The organism is Prevotella sp. MGM1 (assembly GCF_002933775.1).
Taxonomy (GTDB): domain Bacteria; phylum Bacteroidota; class Bacteroidia; order Bacteroidales; family Bacteroidaceae; genus Prevotella.
On record NZ_BEWV01000111.1, the window covers coordinates 1 to 13,147 of the forward strand.

Sequence of the window (13,147 nt, forward strand, 5' to 3'; positions counted from 1 at the left end):
TAAAAACAGAATCATAAACAAAGAACAGAAAATGCGTATGAGTATATCAAGAACGAAAATGCTGCAAGTCAGCAAATGTCTGATCGGGCTGGCGGTCATGGTGCTGCAATCCTGCGAAACCGTGGACAACCGCCGCGACCTGCTTTGCGGGAACTGGGAGAGCGTGGAGGGGAAGCCCGACGTGCTTATCTACAAGGAGGGTGAAGCCTACAAGGTGACGGTGTTCAAGCGTAGCGGCATCCGCCGCAAGCTGAAGCCGGAAACCTACCTCTTGCAGGAGGAGAACGGCAACCTCTTCATGAACACCGGCTTCCGCATCGACGTGTCCTACAACGAGGCGACGGGCGTCCTGACCTTCTCGCCCAACGGGGACTACGTGCGTGTGAACCCGAAACCGGACCATCCGATAGGCGAGCAATAAATAATGAAACCCACTAAAATCCAAAGTAACATGAGAACAAGAATGACACTTATTATCTGCCTGTGCCTGTTTGCAGCCGGCAGGGCAAGCGCACAGTGGGCGGTGATAGACCCGTCCAACATCGCGCAGAGCATCGTGAACACCTCGAAGAACGTGGTGCATACCTCGACCACCGCCCAGAATATGGTGAAGAACTTTCAGGAAACGGTGAAAATCTATGAGCAGGGCAAGAAGTATTACGACGCCCTCAAATCCGTGAACAACCTCGTCAAGGATGCCCGCAAGGTACAGCAGACCATCCTGATGGTGGGCGACATCACCGACATCTACGTGACCAGCTTCCAGAAGATGCTGCGCGACGACAGCTTCACGGTGGAGGAACTGGGAGCCATCGCCTTCGGCTACACGAAGCTCTTGGAGGAGAGCAACGACGTGCTGACGGAGTTGAAAAATGTGGTGAACATCACCACGCTCTCCATGACCGACAAGGAGCGTATGGACGTGGTGGAACGCTGCCATTCCAAGATGAAGCGTTACCGCAACCTCGTGAGCTACTACACCAACAAGAACATCGGCGTGAGCTACCTGCGGGCAAAGAAGAGGAACGACCTCGACCGCATCATGGGGCTGTACGGCAGTATGGACGAAAGATACTGGTAGCCTATGGAGTTCGACAACCTTCATCAGATCCTGCGCTCGCTCTACGGGCAGATGATGCCCCTGTGCGGTGACATGGCGGGTGTGGCGAAAGGGATAGCCGGGCTGGGCGCGCTGTTCTACGTGGCATATCGTGTATGGCAATCACTGGCGAGAGCCGAACCGATAGACGTGTTCCCCATGCTCCGACCGTTCGCCATCGGTCTGTGTATCATGTTCTTCCCCACGGTGGTGCTTGGCACGGTGAACAGCGTCCTCTCGCCCGTGGTGCGGGGCACGGCGAAACTGCTGGAAACGCAGACGCTGGACATGAACCGGTACCGTGAGCAGAAGGATAGGCTGGAATACGAGGCGATGGTGCGCAACCCCGAAACCGCCTACCTCGTGTCAAACGAGGAGTACGACAAGCAGCTGGAGGAACTGGGCTGGTCGCCCGCCGACATGGTGACGATGGCGAAAATGTACCTCGACCGGAAGATGTACGAAATAAAGAAAGGCATCCGCGACTTCTTCCGCGAGATACTGGAACTGATGTTCCAAGCCGCCGCCCTCGTGATAGACACCATCCGCACCTTCTTCCTCGTGGTGCTGGCGATACTCGGTCCGATAGCCTTCGCCATCTCGGTGTGGGACGGCTTCCAAAGCACGCTCACGCAGTGGTTCTGCCGCTACATACAGGTCTATCTGTGGCTTCCCGTGTCGGACATATTCAGCACGATACTCGCCAAGATTCAGGTGTTGATGCTCCAGAGCGACATCGAGCGTATGCAGACCGACCCCAACTTCTCGCTGGATTCCAGCGACGGGGTGTACATCGTGTTCATGATAATCGGCATCATCGGCTACTTCACGATACCCACCGTTGCGGGCTGGATCATCCAAGCCGGGGGCATGGGAAGCTACGGTCGCAACGTGAACCAGACGGCAGGACGAGCCGGAAGCATGGCGGGCAGCGTGGCGGGTGCAGCCGCAGGCAACATGGTCGGACGTGCCGGCAAGCTGCTGAAATAATCAACTGACAATTAAAAACGAATAAACAACAATGGAATTCAAGTCACTCAAAAACATCGAATCATCGTTCAGGCAGATACGCCTGTTCGGTATCGTCTTCCTCTCGCTGTGCGCCGTGATAACGGTATGGAGCGTGTGGAGTTCCTACCGCTTCGCGGAGCGGCAGCGGGAGAAGATTTACGTGCTGGACAACGGCAAGTCGCTGATGCTGGCACTCTCGCAGGACCTGTCGCAGAACCGTCCGGCAGAGGCAAGGGAGCATGTGCGCCGCTTCCACGAACTGTTTTTCACGCTCTCGCCCGAAAAGAGCGCGATAGAACACAACGTGAAGCGTGCCCTGCTATTAGCGGACAAGAGCGTGTACAACTACTATTCGGACTTCGCCGAGAAGGGGTACTACAACCGCATCATCGCCGGGAACATCAACCAAGTGCTGAAGGTGGACAGCGTGGTGTGCGACTTCAACGGCTATCCTTACCGTGCCGTGACCTACGCCACGCAGAAGATCATCCGGCAGAGCAACGTCACCGAGCGCAGCCTCGTGACAACGTGCCGCCTCTTGAACTCATCCCGTTCGGACGACAACCCCAACGGGTTCACCATCGAGGGGTTCACCATCATCGAAAACAAGGATTTACAGACAATCAAAAGGTAACAAGGAATGAAGAGTATCAAAAAGACAATGTGGGGCGCGTACTGGAAGCTCCACGACAAACGGAAGCAATTAAGGACAAGGCTCAAAGGCTATCTGGACGGTTTGCCGCCGAAGACACGCAGGCGCATCGTGCTGGCAATGCTCGCCGCCTTCGCCGCGCTTGCCCTCTACACCTTCGGCAAAGCCGTCCATGACATCGGCAGGAATGACAGCAGCCGTATGGAAATCGACCATACCGGACAGGTGGAACTGTCCGTGAAGCCGGACAACAATCATAATGTAATACCTTATTTATATGGAACAGACGAAGAATGAACCTAAAAACGAGAACAAGGCGGCTCCCGACAACGGGAAACCGAAGAAGGAGCGCAAGCCGCTGACCGAAGCCCAAAGGCTGAAACGTCAGAAGATGATAGTGCTGCCCGCTATGGTGCTGGTATTCCTCGGAGCGATGTGGCTGATATTCGCCCCGTCCTCCGGCAAGGAGCAGGAGCCGGGAACGGGCGGCTACAACATCGAAATGCCCGACGCGGACAAGGCGAACCGCCGGATTATCGGCGACAAGGCGAAAGCCTACGAACAGGGGGCGATGGAGGAACGGCAGGCGGACCGCAGCCGCGCCATGCAGCAGCTGGGCGATATGTTCGACAGCGAGGTGACGGAAACGGACGGCGGCAGGGACTTCGACCTTGCCAATCCCGGCGGCACGCAAGAAGCGGTGAAGTCCGCACCAAAAACCATCCAGTCCTCCGCAGCCGCCTACCACGACCTCAATGCCACGCTCGGTAACTTCTACGAGCAGCCGGAGAACGACAACGCGGAAATGGACGAACTGCTGGAGCGTATCGCATCGCTGGAATCGGAACTGGAAAGCGAGAAAGGCAAGGCGTCCGCTATGGATGAGCAGGTGGCACTTATGGAGAAGTCCTACGAACTGGCGGCAAAGTACATGGGCGGGCAGAACGGCACACAGCCACCTGTCGAACAATCGGCTGAGCCTTACCCCGTACAGAGAGCCGGAAAGAACACGGCTGCACCTGTCAGGCAGGTAGTGCATCAAGTGGTGTCCTCGCTTGGACAACCGATGAGTAACGCCGAGTTTGTCGCCTCCTTCTCGCAGGAGCGCAACCGCAATTTCAACACGGCGGTGGGCGTCACAACCGTATCGGGCAAAAACACCATATCGGCGTGCGTCTATGGGGCGCAGAGTGTGACGGACGGGCAAGCTGTCAAACTCCGACTGCTGGAGCCGATGGCGGTGGCTGACAAAATTATTCCCCGCAACGCGGTGGTGGTCGGCACGGCAAAGATTCAGGGCGAACGGCTTGATATTGAAATTACTTCGCTGGAGTACACAGGTACGATTATCCCGGTGGAACTGGCGGTGTATGACACGGACGGGCAGCCCGGCATCTTCATCCCCAACTCGATGGAAATGAGCGCTGCCAGAGAGGTCGCCGCCAACATGGGCGGCTCGCTGGGTAGCAGCATCAATATCTCCACCAACGCGGGGGCGCAACTCGCCTCCGATTTGGGTAAAGGACTGATACAGGGCACGAGCCAGTATATCGCCAAGAAGATGCGCACCGTCAAGGTGCATCTGAAAGCCGGATACAGGGTCATGCTCTATCAGGAGAAAGACTGAAAACAGAATACAGAAAAAGTAACAACAACCAATGTTTAATTTACCACTAAAATCCAAAGTAAAATGAGAAAAGTAATCATCATGTTTGCCCTCGCTATGGGCATCGTAACTGCCAACGCGCAGGAGAACGTAACCGTTGGAACGGACAACGGAAGTGTAGAACAGCCGACGACAGAACAGCCGACCTTGACAAAGGAGGTCTATCCGCAGAAGGAGGCGGACGGCGACCTGTACCACGGTCTGACAAGAAAGCTGGGCTTTGACCGCATGGTCCCGCCGCACGGTTTGGAAGTGACCTACGACAAGACCGTCCACGTCATTTTCCCCTCGGAAGTGCGCTATGTCGATTTAGGCTCGCCCGACCTGATTGCGGGCAAAGCCGACGGAGCCGAGAACGTCATCCGTGTGAAGGCTACCGTGAGGGACTTCCCGAACGAAACCAACATGTCCGTTATCACGGAAGACGGAAATTTTTACACCTTCAACGTGAAGTACGCAGCCGAACCGCTGCTGCTCAACGTGGAGATGTGCGACTTCATCCATGACGGCTCGGCGGTGAACCGCCCGAACAACGCGCAGGAAATCTATCTGAAGGAGCTGGGCAGCGAAAGCCCGATGCTGGTGCGCCTTATCATGAAGTCCATCCACAGGCAGAACAAGCGCGAGGTGAAGCACATCGGCTGCAAGCGTTTCGGCATCCAGTACCTGCTGAAAGGCATCTACACGCATAACGGTTTGCTCTATTTCCACACGGAAATCAAGAACCAGAGCAACATTCCTTTCGACGTGGACTACATAACGTGGAAAATCGTAGACAAGAAGGTAGCGAAGCGTACCGCCGTGCAGGAGCAGATCGTCCTGCCGCTCCGCGCGCAGAACTACGCCACGCTCGTGCCGGGCAGGAAGAGCGAGCGCACGGTCTTCACGATGGCAAAGTTCACCATCCCTGACGGCAAGTGCCTCGTGGTGGAGCTGAACGAGAAGAACGGCGGTCGCCACCAGTCCTTCGTGATTGAGAACGAGGACTTGGTGCGTGCCAATACCATCAACGAACTTCAAGTGCGCTGACTATGAAGAAGTACCTTTTTATGATTATCGCGTCGCTTGCCCTGTTCACAGGGCGGGCGAACGCCCAGCGGTGCCTGCCGAAGATGCAGGGCATCGAGTTAAGGGCGAATCTGGCGGACGGCTTCAAACCCGGCGGCAATGACGGCGGGTATAGTTTCGGGGCGGCTCTCTTCACCTATACGAAGAAAGGTAACAAATGGGTGTTCGGCGGCGAGTACCTGCTGAAGAACAACCCGTACAAGGACGCAAAGATACCCGTGGCTCAGTTCACGGCAGAGGGCGGTTACTACTTCAAGATACTGTCCGACGCGCGTAAAATCGTCTTCGTCTATGCGGGTGCTTCGGCTCTCGCCGGGTATGAATCGGTGAATTGGGGCGAGAAGGTGCTGCATGACGGCTCCACGCTCCATGACCGTGACGCCTTCATCTACGGCGGTGCGCTGACGCTGGACGTGGAGTTCTACGTGGCTGACCGTATCGCCCTGTTCGCCAACCTCCGGGAGCGTTGCCTGTGGGGTGGCGACACGAGAAAGTTCCATTGCCAGTTCGGGGCGGGCATCAAGATAATCATCAACTGACGCGCGCCACATGGAACAGACGGACATCGACATGATAAGGCGGATTCCGTTGGCGGACTTCCTCGCACGGCTGGGAAATGAGCCTGTCCGCAGAAGCGGCAACGAGCTGTGGTATAGTGCGCCATACCGCAGTGAGCGCACACCCTCTTTCCGCGTGAACGTGGCGAAACAGCTCTGGTACGACTTCGGTTTGGGCAAGGGTGGCGACATCTTTACGCTTGCCGGAGAGTTTGCGCAAAGCGTGGATTTTATGGAACAGGCGAGGTTTATAGCGAAAGCCGCAAATATGGTGGTTGATAGGTCGGAAAAGCCGATCTATCAACCGAAGCCTGCCGAACCTGCCTTTGAAGGAGTGGAAGCCGTCCCTTTGCTCCGCTCACCGCTGACGGACTATCTGGCGGAACGGGGCATACCTTACGCTGTCGCATCACGTTACTGCTGCCGACTGAATTACGGAGTGCGTGGCAAGCGGTATTTCGCCGTAGGCTTCCCGAACGTGGCGGGCGGCTTTGAAATCCGCAGCCGTTTCTTCAAAGGGTGCGTGCCGCCCAAAGACGTGTCTTCGGTAAAGACGGAGAATACCACCGCTGACGTATGCAGTGTGTTTGAGGGATTCATGGACTTTCTTTCCGCTGCCACGCTCGGATTGGAAACGGGCGACTGCCTTGTGCTGAACTCCGTTTCCAACGTGGAAAAGGCGATGAAGCATCTGGACGCTTACGGACGCATCAACTGTTTCCTTGACCGTGACGAAGCCGGACGGAGGACGCTTGACGTTCTTGGCAAACGCCACAGCGGACGTATCTGTGACCGTTCAGCCCTCTATGACGGTTGCAAGGACTTGAACGAGTATCTGCAACTGACAACGAAAAAAGAAATGAACAATAACTTAAAAATCAAATTGAAATGAACATACTGAACAACAAGAACCGAAGAAAATCCATCTTCAAGGCGTTGGCACTCTGCCTGTTCGCCGCCGTGTCGCTCACGCTCGTGTCGTGTGACGACGACATGGACATCCAGCAATCCTATCCCTTCACGGTGGAAACCATGCCCGTGCCGAACAAGGTGACGAAGGGGCAGACGGTGGAAATCCGCTGTGAGCTGAAAAAGACGGGCGACTTCGCCAACACCCTCTATACCATCCGGTATTTCCAGTTTGAGGGAGAAGGTACATTGAAAATGGACAATGGAATCACGTTCCTGCCCAACGACCGCTACCTGCTCGAAAACGAAAAGTTCCGGCTGTACTACACGGCGGCGGGCGACGAGGCGCACAACTTCATCGTGGTGGTGGAGGACAATTTCAAAAATTCCTACGAATTGGAATTTGACTTCAATAATCTGAACGGTAAGGACGACATTCAGACCGTCATCCCTATGGGCAATTTCAAACCTCTGCCAAGATGATGCGTGTATTCATGATGATGCTCTGTTCGCTTATGGCGGTCTGTTCCGTGTCCGCACAGGGCAGCCGCCAAGAGGGAACGGACAGGCAGGCGGCAATCTACCGCCTGCCGCTTATGGAACGAGCATTTTTGTGTACCCGCTACTTTGAGGGCTGGCATGACCAAAGTTGCTATCCCTATATAGGCTGGGGTCATCGGTTGCAGCCGGGCGAAAGGTATTCTGCACGCACCATGACGAAACGGCAGGCGGATGCGCTCCTGCGCAAAGACCTGCGGAAGTTCATCGCCATGTTCCGCAGGTTCGGGGCGGATTCGATTTTGCTTGGTACGCTGGCTTTCAATGTCGGTCCGGCGAAACTTTTGGGCGGCAACGGATACCCCAAAAGCACGCTGATCAGAAAATTGGAAGCGGGCGACAGGAACATTTATCGGGAGTATATTGCTTTCTGCAACTACAAGGGGAAACGGCACGCCATGCTGCTCAAACGGAGGAAGGCGGAATTTGCGTTGCTGTATGTCCCGTGATATGGCAAGTGCCTGACAAAAGAAAATCCGATGAAGCCGGCAGCTTCATCGGATTTTCCGCTTTCATTTCATACATTCGGTATTGTTCCCATGTCGATTACCTCACCGTCCCTGCAATGTTCGATGATGCCGGGCGAAAATCCCATGCTTCCGATTGCGATATGACGGATATACTCCGCATACTCCCGACCTTGAAAATTCTTTCCCGTCAGGTTTTTGAAAATCATCTTCATGCCTGTTCCGTCATCGCTGTGCAAGATGAATTTTCCGTTCTGTCTGATTGCTTCCATGATTAAAACTTGTTTTTGTAAATATTATCGAAGATTGGACAAGGTTTCTTTGCTACTTTCTTTGTCCGCCATCATGCTCACCGAAAGAAAGTAGGGCGGCTTTTGCCGCCCACCCCTCAAAATCGGGTGTAAAGCCCCGTTACCATCGTGAACATTTCTTCCAGCATATCGCAATATATCCCCTTGTGCGTTTCGATGTCCTTCGTCTTGCACTCGAATGTCTTTTTGCTGAACGTCCTGCGGTAGAAACGCATATTGTAGAGGTCTAATCCTGCATCGTAGATGATGTCAAGGCGGTTTGCGCTAGTCTTGTTCCTCGCAAGGCTCATGCGTAAGCCGTTGCCCATGTCTATGAAGTCCTTGCTTCCAGTCATGGCGGCAAAGCGTCTGCCGCCTATCTGCTGTAAAATAGTCTTTGCTATCATGCTTTTCTTGGTTTTAGGTTGGCGGTGCGGACACCGCCAACTTGTTCAACATTCTGTTATCTCGGCAATGGGTGTGTTTCGTTTCAACCATTCCATCAGGCACTCCATATTGTACTCGCTTGTGATTACAGCCGTATGGCTGTCAATGGCGGTGAAACGTGAACTCTCATAAGCATTTATCCACTCGCAAAGGGTTGTTACTCCCCATGCTTCAGCATCGTCAAACATTTCGTCCAACACCTTGATAGGCTTGCTGAATTTCACTATCAGCGTTTGATAACCTGCTGCGTTCATAAGTTTCCCTCCTTTCCCTTTTTCGTGGTCAGCCACTTGTCACGTGCGGTTCGGCACTCGTCCAACGTAGGTTTGACACAAGAGAACAATTCTCCGTCTGCGGGGTGGCGGTAGTCGTACTGCACAAGTGTCCGCTTGCGTCTGCCGACACCCATTTGGAATTTTTCGTATTTCTCCGTACCTGCTTCCGTGCAGGTGCTTACTCCGTTGATAGTCATTCGTGTTGCCATAATCGTTGATTTTAGAGTTGTTAAAAATGTACTGACAAAACTCGGTTGCGCATCACCATTTCGGGGTCGCTCGTGTAGCGTTGGTGCAGGTAGAAATGGTGTGAGCCGAAGCCGTAAAGGAAGAACCTGTCAAGTTCGTGCTTCTCGGCAAAGTCCTTGACGCTTGCTCTTAACTGCTCCTCACTCGTTGCCAGAGTGAGGAGGTTCACAAATTCAAGGAACATTGTGGGGATTTTATCGTCCCACAGACAAATCATGCTTTCAATTCTTACTTCCATACTATTGGGTATTATAGGTTTATACTATGCCGCTTCCATTCGTTGGCGGATAAGGTTCACGTTGCTGTTCACAAGGTTTACAATGCGGTCGTGGTATTCGGTGTTCTCGTTGCATAAGCCACGGCACTGCACCACCTCCAAAGTTTTCAGTGATACCTCTATCGTTTCTATGCGTCTGCCGTCAATGGTCGCTGAAAGGATAAGAGAATTTTCCCGATTGTGGTAGCCACCCACGCAATGGTGCATCATACGTCCTTCCTCTATCATTTCCTCCACGCTCTCTATGACCTTGATACGGATAAGGTTGTCGGAGAACACAAGTCCGAAGAAGATACCTTTGGCTTTCAGATAGTTCTTCTCGTCCTCAATCGCCTTTTGCCGTTGCTGTTCCGTCCGCTCACGTTCCCTTTGTCGGTTACGCTTCGCCACCAACTTGTCGTGTTCGGCTTTGAGGTCGGCAGGGCAAACGTACTTCGGGCTGTTCGTGTCCTTGCCGAAATGACGCAGGAGGTCTATCGTGTCACGCCACATAGAGCCGTTGGCAATGGTGTAGCCATTTCGGATACATATCTTCACGGATGCCCAATACTCTACGATATTGAAAGAGTGGTATATATAGTAACGCAACATGGGATATTGCCCTGCCTTTAACAGCGTTTCGGCTCGGCAGTCAGAAAGTATGGCTTTGAAAAGGTCGTAAGGCAGGATGTTGTGATAATCACCCTTGAAGCCGTTGCGTTTCACTTCGGGTATGAAACGCTGTCGGGGGTAGGTGCATACCGGATTTATGTCGTATGCCCGAAATTCTCCGTTCTTGCGTACTTCCATGTCGCTGTATTCATTCCATAGGTCGTAGTAGAACAAGGACATGCCACGCAATCGGGCAACGGTCGTTGTCTTGCCGTCGGGGGCAATCCACCTCTGCACCACTTCAAAGATGGAATACTCGGCTGGCTGCCCTGCCTTGTATCGTGACTTGACGGAAAAGAAGCGTATCACTTGGTATCGCTTGCAGGTGGTGACGATGGAGAAATACTCCATATCGCTGAAAACACTCTTTCGGGTGCGCAATGCTTCCAACTCCATACCGCAATGGGAGCAGGTGCATCCGCAAACGGTATCCGCAAGGTCGTGGTCGCTTTTCCACGAATGTCCGCATTCGGTGCAGATGTTCGTGCCGTCCGCCCTTTTGACTGCGTAATGCTTGAAGCAGTGGCGGAAAGCGTATGCCCTTTGTTCTTCGGTCAATCTCGGTAGTCGCTTGCTCAAACGTGCGACTTCCTGTTGTATGCGTGTTTTCGGTTTCATAATCAGAAGTCAAATAGTGATGGTTCAACTTTGGTTTCTTTCTTCGCTGTCGGCTTGTTGCGGTTCTGCAACTTGCGGAGTTCCTCGTCTTGGTATTGTCGGATAGCGTTCTGCCGTGCTTCCGCCTTTTCCTCCGCTGTGAGTTCCACCACATGGTTCACGGCTACCTTGCATTGGATAGGTTCGCCCACCTCTATCTCGTTCTCGTCATAGTAGTGGACGGCTTGTCCGTATATCTCTCCGTCCGTGAAGCCGTTGCAACCACTTTTCTGCACATAGTTCAGAATGTAGGTCACGCAATCGTCTATGTTCTTGGCTGGGTTGCGGTAGTTCTTGGCAAAGAGCGCATCTTCCGCTGCCCGCTGTTCCAAATACATCTGTATCGTTCTCTTGAAATGGTCTGTCGTTTTCATATCGCTGTCATTTTAGATTGTCTGTTTCAGTATCTCTCTCCAATAGGTCGGCTCAACCTCGCTCAAAAGGAAGTCTGTAAAATCCCTCCGTGCGTCCTTGTTCAGTTCGTGGTAGAGGTCACGGAACACGGATATGTTTCCGTTGATATACGTTTCCACCATGTACACGAAGATGTTGTCCACCTCGTAGTATCTGCACTGCTGTGCTGCCGTCTTGCTGCTTCTCTTTGCCATTTCGGTAGGGGTTAAAGGGTGAATAACCAAAGGATGAAGCCGAAGAAGGCGATTGTGGAAAGGATAGCCACGATTACGCCTATCGCCACTCGGAACACTCCGTTTATTATCTCCGTGATGATGCCCCAAAGGATGTCCAATATCCCGAAGGCGGTGCGCACGATTAAACCGCATATCGCAAGTCCTATGTATTGCGCCACTTGTCTGAAATTTGCCGTTGCCGTCATAGCCGTATCATTTTTCAAGTTCCACAATGTTGTCTATCCTGCCGTATAGGTATCTGCGAAGTCCGGTCTTGTCCGTTGCCTTGTATTCCGTCCAACGTCCGTATTGGCATACGAGGAACGTGCGGAGAACATCGGAGAAGTCAAACCTCCAGCCTTGCAAGGGGACTGCGCTCTTGAAATAGGTGTTACTGTTCACGTTTTCGGTGAGCCAATCCTTTTCCTCTCGGTTCATCTGTCCTCCGTTGTTCAGTTTCTCACGAAGGATGTAAGCCTTACTGCCTTTCAGTGTTTCCAATGTCGGCACTTCCCAAGCCACGAATTTTGTTGCCATTGTTGTTTCCATATCCGTTTTGTTTTTGATTTTTTGTTTTTAATGCGGATTCAAGAGCTGAGGGAGTTGAGTTTCAAACTATCTTATCTGCCTCTCGTTTATCCGACATTTTTTTTAATGCGTCTTTCTGTCGCATCGGTCGTTTTCGTTTCGGGTGCTTAAAAAGGTAGGGATTAGGGAATGCAAGGTTTTTCGCGGAAATACTACCCGCAGGGCTGGAGATTTCCGCAGAAAACAGGAGGCTTGACCTTGCTTTCCCGTCCAATCCCGGAATTACCTTTGCGCCCAGAACGGAAATGACTGCCTGATGCGGCTCACTGAAAGGCGCGGAAATGGAGGTAAACGGAAGTGGAGGCAGATTGGACAGGAAAACTTCAAAAGAGAAATCCGTAAAAAAGAAGTCCACAAAAGAAAAAGGGAAACAGCCGGAAGCGTGGAACCGGGCAAACCACCGTGTGGAAAGTATGGTTTTATATGTCCGGCAGGACGTGTCCGGTCGGACATATAAAATCATTCTTTCAGGTTTGCCTGCCGTGGGTGACGGCTTGTTCCATTCATGGAGCGGGCGGTCTTGCACGGCTTTCCGCTTCCGGCTCAAATGGACAGCGAAAAAGAAAAACAGTCAGAAACCCGTAAAAGCACCTCTCTGGCATAAGCGCAAAAGAAATGGGCCTTGCATCATCAGTCTAAACTTCTGTTTAGGCGTGAGGCAAAGCCCTTTTCTCCGCTTATGCGGTAGTCGGCATACGTTCGTCCAAAATCTCTTTGGGCGATGGTGTGCCGACGGACAGAACCGCTTTTACGGAAGATATGAATACGAGTATATCAAAAAATCACACTCGAAACACCGAAAAAAAGTAAATCATTGGGGAGTTTGGATAAAAAAGTGTACCTTTGCAATAGAGTTGTTAGATGTAGCAAAGCACAGCATACCAGTGAATTTGCATTGTCGCTAAATCGTTACCATAAAATTGAAACTCTCTTATTCTATTCTGACACACAATTAGATACAGTTTTTTTGACTATCCGGTGCAAAGATACGAATTTTAAAGCAAATCACAACACGGCCTTTCGGCGTCTTCATCTCAATGAGGGTGTTTGTTATCTTGCAAAGATACGAATTTTAAAGCAAATCACAACTGGGGCGC

22 protein-coding genes are annotated in these 13,147 nt (G+C 52.5%); 11 read left to right on the forward strand and 11 right to left on the reverse strand.

Annotation, left to right across the window (positions count from 1 at the left end; all coding sequences use genetic code 11):
- Window positions 1–37 precede the first annotated feature (37 nt).
- From MoGM_RS03685 to MoGM_RS03735, 11 genes are all read left to right on the forward strand, one after another.
- A complete protein-coding gene (locus MoGM_RS03685) occupies window positions 38–421 on the forward strand; it encodes a DUF3876 domain-containing protein (protein WP_104368813.1) in 384 nt (127 codons plus the stop codon).
- Between the two features lie 30 nt (window positions 422–451).
- A complete protein-coding gene (locus tag MoGM_RS03690) occupies window positions 452–1,081 on the forward strand; it encodes a DUF4141 domain-containing protein (protein ID WP_032951943.1) in 630 nt (209 codons plus the stop codon).
- A gap of 3 nt (window positions 1,082–1,084) precedes the next feature.
- A complete protein-coding gene (gene traJ / locus MoGM_RS03695; RefSeq protein WP_104368803.1) occupies window positions 1,085–2,089 on the forward strand; it encodes a conjugative transposon protein TraJ in 1,005 nt (334 codons plus the stop codon).
- 31 nt (window positions 2,090–2,120) lie between these two features.
- Window positions 2,121–2,744 carry a conjugative transposon protein TraK gene (gene traK, locus MoGM_RS03700; protein ID WP_004308925.1) on the forward strand — a complete coding sequence of 208 codons (624 nt, stop codon included), beginning with the start codon at window positions 2,121–2,123 and terminating at the stop codon, window positions 2,742–2,744.
- Between the two features lie 6 nt (window positions 2,745–2,750).
- Window positions 2,751–3,059 carry a TraL conjugative transposon family protein gene (locus tag MoGM_RS03705; protein ID WP_104368804.1) on the forward strand — a complete coding sequence of 103 codons (309 nt, stop codon included), beginning with the start codon at window positions 2,751–2,753 and terminating at the stop codon, window positions 3,057–3,059.
- Entirely contained in the window at window positions 3,040–4,389 is a 1,350-nt protein-coding gene (traM, locus tag MoGM_RS03710) for a conjugative transposon protein TraM (protein WP_104368805.1), read from the forward strand. The genes MoGM_RS03705 and traM overlap by 20 nt, the downstream gene beginning before the upstream one ends.
- Window positions 4,390–4,452: 63 nt before the next feature.
- Window positions 4,453–5,457: a conjugative transposon protein TraN gene (traN, locus tag MoGM_RS03715; RefSeq protein ID WP_104368806.1), complete on the forward strand. Its 1,005-nt coding sequence runs from the start codon at window positions 4,453–4,455 to the stop codon at window positions 5,455–5,457.
- A 2-nt stretch (window positions 5,458–5,459) separates the two neighbouring features.
- Window positions 5,460–6,035 carry a conjugal transfer protein TraO gene (locus MoGM_RS03720; RefSeq protein WP_104368807.1) on the forward strand — a complete coding sequence of 192 codons (576 nt, stop codon included), beginning with the start codon at window positions 5,460–5,462 and terminating at the stop codon, window positions 6,033–6,035.
- Window positions 6,036–6,045: 10 nt separating this feature from the next.
- The gene (locus MoGM_RS03725) at window positions 6,046–6,945 is read left to right on the forward strand and encodes a toprim domain-containing protein (protein ID WP_104368808.1); all 900 of its coding nucleotides are present in this window, start codon (window positions 6,046–6,048) and stop codon (window positions 6,943–6,945) included.
- The gene (locus MoGM_RS03730; protein ID WP_104368809.1) at window positions 6,942–7,445 is read left to right on the forward strand and encodes a DUF3872 domain-containing protein; all 504 of its coding nucleotides are present in this window, start codon (window positions 6,942–6,944) and stop codon (window positions 7,443–7,445) included. The genes MoGM_RS03725 and MoGM_RS03730 overlap by 4 nt, the downstream gene beginning before the upstream one ends.
- The gene (locus MoGM_RS03735) at window positions 7,442–7,969 is read left to right on the forward strand and encodes a glycoside hydrolase family protein (protein ID WP_104368810.1); all 528 of its coding nucleotides are present in this window, start codon (window positions 7,442–7,444) and stop codon (window positions 7,967–7,969) included. The genes MoGM_RS03730 and MoGM_RS03735 overlap by 4 nt, the downstream gene beginning before the upstream one ends.
- A gap of 68 nt (window positions 7,970–8,037) precedes the next feature.
- Here MoGM_RS03735 and MoGM_RS03740 read toward each other — a convergent pair whose 3' ends face one another.
- The 11 genes from MoGM_RS03740 to MoGM_RS13290 form a co-directional block, all read right to left on the reverse strand.
- A complete protein-coding gene (locus MoGM_RS03740) occupies window positions 8,038–8,259 on the reverse strand; it encodes a hypothetical protein (protein ID WP_104368811.1) in 222 nt (73 codons plus the stop codon).
- Window positions 8,260–8,375: 116 nt separating this feature from the next.
- Window positions 8,376–8,684: a hypothetical protein gene (locus MoGM_RS03745; protein WP_104368812.1), complete on the reverse strand. Its 309-nt coding sequence runs from the start codon at window positions 8,682–8,684 to the stop codon at window positions 8,376–8,378.
- Between the two features lie 45 nt (window positions 8,685–8,729).
- On the reverse strand, window positions 8,730–8,978 hold the full coding sequence (locus MoGM_RS03750) for a hypothetical protein (protein ID WP_100766167.1): 249 nt from the start codon (window positions 8,976–8,978) through the stop codon (window positions 8,730–8,732).
- Complete coding sequence (locus MoGM_RS03755) at window positions 8,975–9,208, reverse strand: DUF3873 domain-containing protein (protein WP_068960793.1); 234 nt, start codon at window positions 9,206–9,208, stop codon at window positions 8,975–8,977. The genes MoGM_RS03750 and MoGM_RS03755 overlap by 4 nt, the downstream gene beginning before the upstream one ends.
- Window positions 9,209–9,228: 20 nt before the next feature.
- Window positions 9,229–9,486, reverse strand: a complete 258-nt coding sequence (locus tag MoGM_RS03760) for a hypothetical protein (RefSeq protein ID WP_057098472.1) — start codon at window positions 9,484–9,486, stop codon at window positions 9,229–9,231.
- Between the two features lie 24 nt (window positions 9,487–9,510).
- Window positions 9,511–10,794, reverse strand: coding sequence for a PcfJ domain-containing protein (locus MoGM_RS03765; protein ID WP_068960791.1), 1,284 nt, complete (start codon window positions 10,792–10,794; stop codon window positions 9,511–9,513).
- A gap of 2 nt (window positions 10,795–10,796) precedes the next feature.
- On the reverse strand, window positions 10,797–11,207 hold the full coding sequence (locus MoGM_RS03770) for a PcfK-like family protein (RefSeq protein WP_008782568.1): 411 nt from the start codon (window positions 11,205–11,207) through the stop codon (window positions 10,797–10,799).
- 12 nt (window positions 11,208–11,219) lie between these two features.
- On the reverse strand, window positions 11,220–11,441 hold the full coding sequence (locus MoGM_RS03775; protein ID WP_018667431.1) for a hypothetical protein: 222 nt from the start codon (window positions 11,439–11,441) through the stop codon (window positions 11,220–11,222).
- An 11-nt stretch (window positions 11,442–11,452) separates the two neighbouring features.
- On the reverse strand, window positions 11,453–11,668 hold the full coding sequence (locus MoGM_RS03780; protein WP_025069035.1) for a hypothetical protein: 216 nt from the start codon (window positions 11,666–11,668) through the stop codon (window positions 11,453–11,455).
- Between the two features lie 7 nt (window positions 11,669–11,675).
- A complete protein-coding gene (locus MoGM_RS03785) occupies window positions 11,676–12,011 on the reverse strand; it encodes a hypothetical protein (protein ID WP_025069034.1) in 336 nt (111 codons plus the stop codon).
- Window positions 12,012–12,072: 61 nt separating this feature from the next.
- The gene (locus MoGM_RS13290; RefSeq protein WP_228449166.1) at window positions 12,073–12,576 is read right to left on the reverse strand and encodes a hypothetical protein; all 504 of its coding nucleotides are present in this window, start codon (window positions 12,574–12,576) and stop codon (window positions 12,073–12,075) included.
- Window positions 12,577–13,147: the final 571 nt, after the last annotated feature.

What these genes read in the sequence shown, in the direction of transcription:
- MoGM_RS03685 (WP_104368813.1), top strand. Translation starts at nt 38, where the DNA reads ATGAGTATATCAAGAACGAAAATGCTGCAAGTCAGCAAATGTCTGATC.
- MoGM_RS03690 (WP_032951943.1), top strand. Translation starts at nt 452, where the DNA reads ATGAGAACAAGAATGACACTTATTATCTGCCTGTGCCTGTTTGCAGCC.
- traJ (WP_104368803.1), top strand. Translation starts at nt 1,085, where the DNA reads ATGGAGTTCGACAACCTTCATCAGATCCTGCGCTCGCTCTACGGGCAG.
- traK (WP_004308925.1), top strand. Translation starts at nt 2,121, where the DNA reads ATGGAATTCAAGTCACTCAAAAACATCGAATCATCGTTCAGGCAGATA.
- MoGM_RS03705 (WP_104368804.1), top strand. Translation starts at nt 2,751, where the DNA reads ATGAAGAGTATCAAAAAGACAATGTGGGGCGCGTACTGGAAGCTCCAC.
- traM (WP_104368805.1), top strand. Translation starts at nt 3,040, where the DNA reads ATGGAACAGACGAAGAATGAACCTAAAAACGAGAACAAGGCGGCTCCC.
- traN (WP_104368806.1), top strand. Translation starts at nt 4,453, where the DNA reads ATGAGAAAAGTAATCATCATGTTTGCCCTCGCTATGGGCATCGTAACT.
- MoGM_RS03720 (WP_104368807.1), top strand. Translation starts at nt 5,460, where the DNA reads ATGAAGAAGTACCTTTTTATGATTATCGCGTCGCTTGCCCTGTTCACA.
- MoGM_RS03725 (WP_104368808.1), top strand. Translation starts at nt 6,046, where the DNA reads ATGGAACAGACGGACATCGACATGATAAGGCGGATTCCGTTGGCGGAC.
- MoGM_RS03730 (WP_104368809.1), top strand. Translation starts at nt 6,942, where the DNA reads ATGAACATACTGAACAACAAGAACCGAAGAAAATCCATCTTCAAGGCG.
- MoGM_RS03735 (WP_104368810.1), top strand. Translation starts at nt 7,442, where the DNA reads ATGATGCGTGTATTCATGATGATGCTCTGTTCGCTTATGGCGGTCTGT.
- MoGM_RS03740 (WP_104368811.1), bottom strand. Translation starts at nt 8,259, where the DNA reads ATGGAAGCAATCAGACAGAACGGAAAATTCATCTTGCACAGCGATGAC.
- MoGM_RS03745 (WP_104368812.1), bottom strand. Translation starts at nt 8,684, where the DNA reads ATGATAGCAAAGACTATTTTACAGCAGATAGGCGGCAGACGCTTTGCC.
- MoGM_RS03750 (WP_100766167.1), bottom strand. Translation starts at nt 8,978, where the DNA reads ATGAACGCAGCAGGTTATCAAACGCTGATAGTGAAATTCAGCAAGCCT.
- MoGM_RS03755 (WP_068960793.1), bottom strand. Translation starts at nt 9,208, where the DNA reads ATGGCAACACGAATGACTATCAACGGAGTAAGCACCTGCACGGAAGCA.
- MoGM_RS03760 (WP_057098472.1), bottom strand. Translation starts at nt 9,486, where the DNA reads ATGGAAGTAAGAATTGAAAGCATGATTTGTCTGTGGGACGATAAAATC.
- MoGM_RS03765 (WP_068960791.1), bottom strand. Translation starts at nt 10,794, where the DNA reads ATGAAACCGAAAACACGCATACAACAGGAAGTCGCACGTTTGAGCAAG.
- MoGM_RS03770 (WP_008782568.1), bottom strand. Translation starts at nt 11,207, where the DNA reads ATGAAAACGACAGACCATTTCAAGAGAACGATACAGATGTATTTGGAA.
- MoGM_RS03775 (WP_018667431.1), bottom strand. Translation starts at nt 11,441, where the DNA reads ATGGCAAAGAGAAGCAGCAAGACGGCAGCACAGCAGTGCAGATACTAC.
- MoGM_RS03780 (WP_025069035.1), bottom strand. Translation starts at nt 11,668, where the DNA reads ATGACGGCAACGGCAAATTTCAGACAAGTGGCGCAATACATAGGACTT.
- MoGM_RS03785 (WP_025069034.1), bottom strand. Translation starts at nt 12,011, where the DNA reads ATGGAAACAACAATGGCAACAAAATTCGTGGCTTGGGAAGTGCCGACA.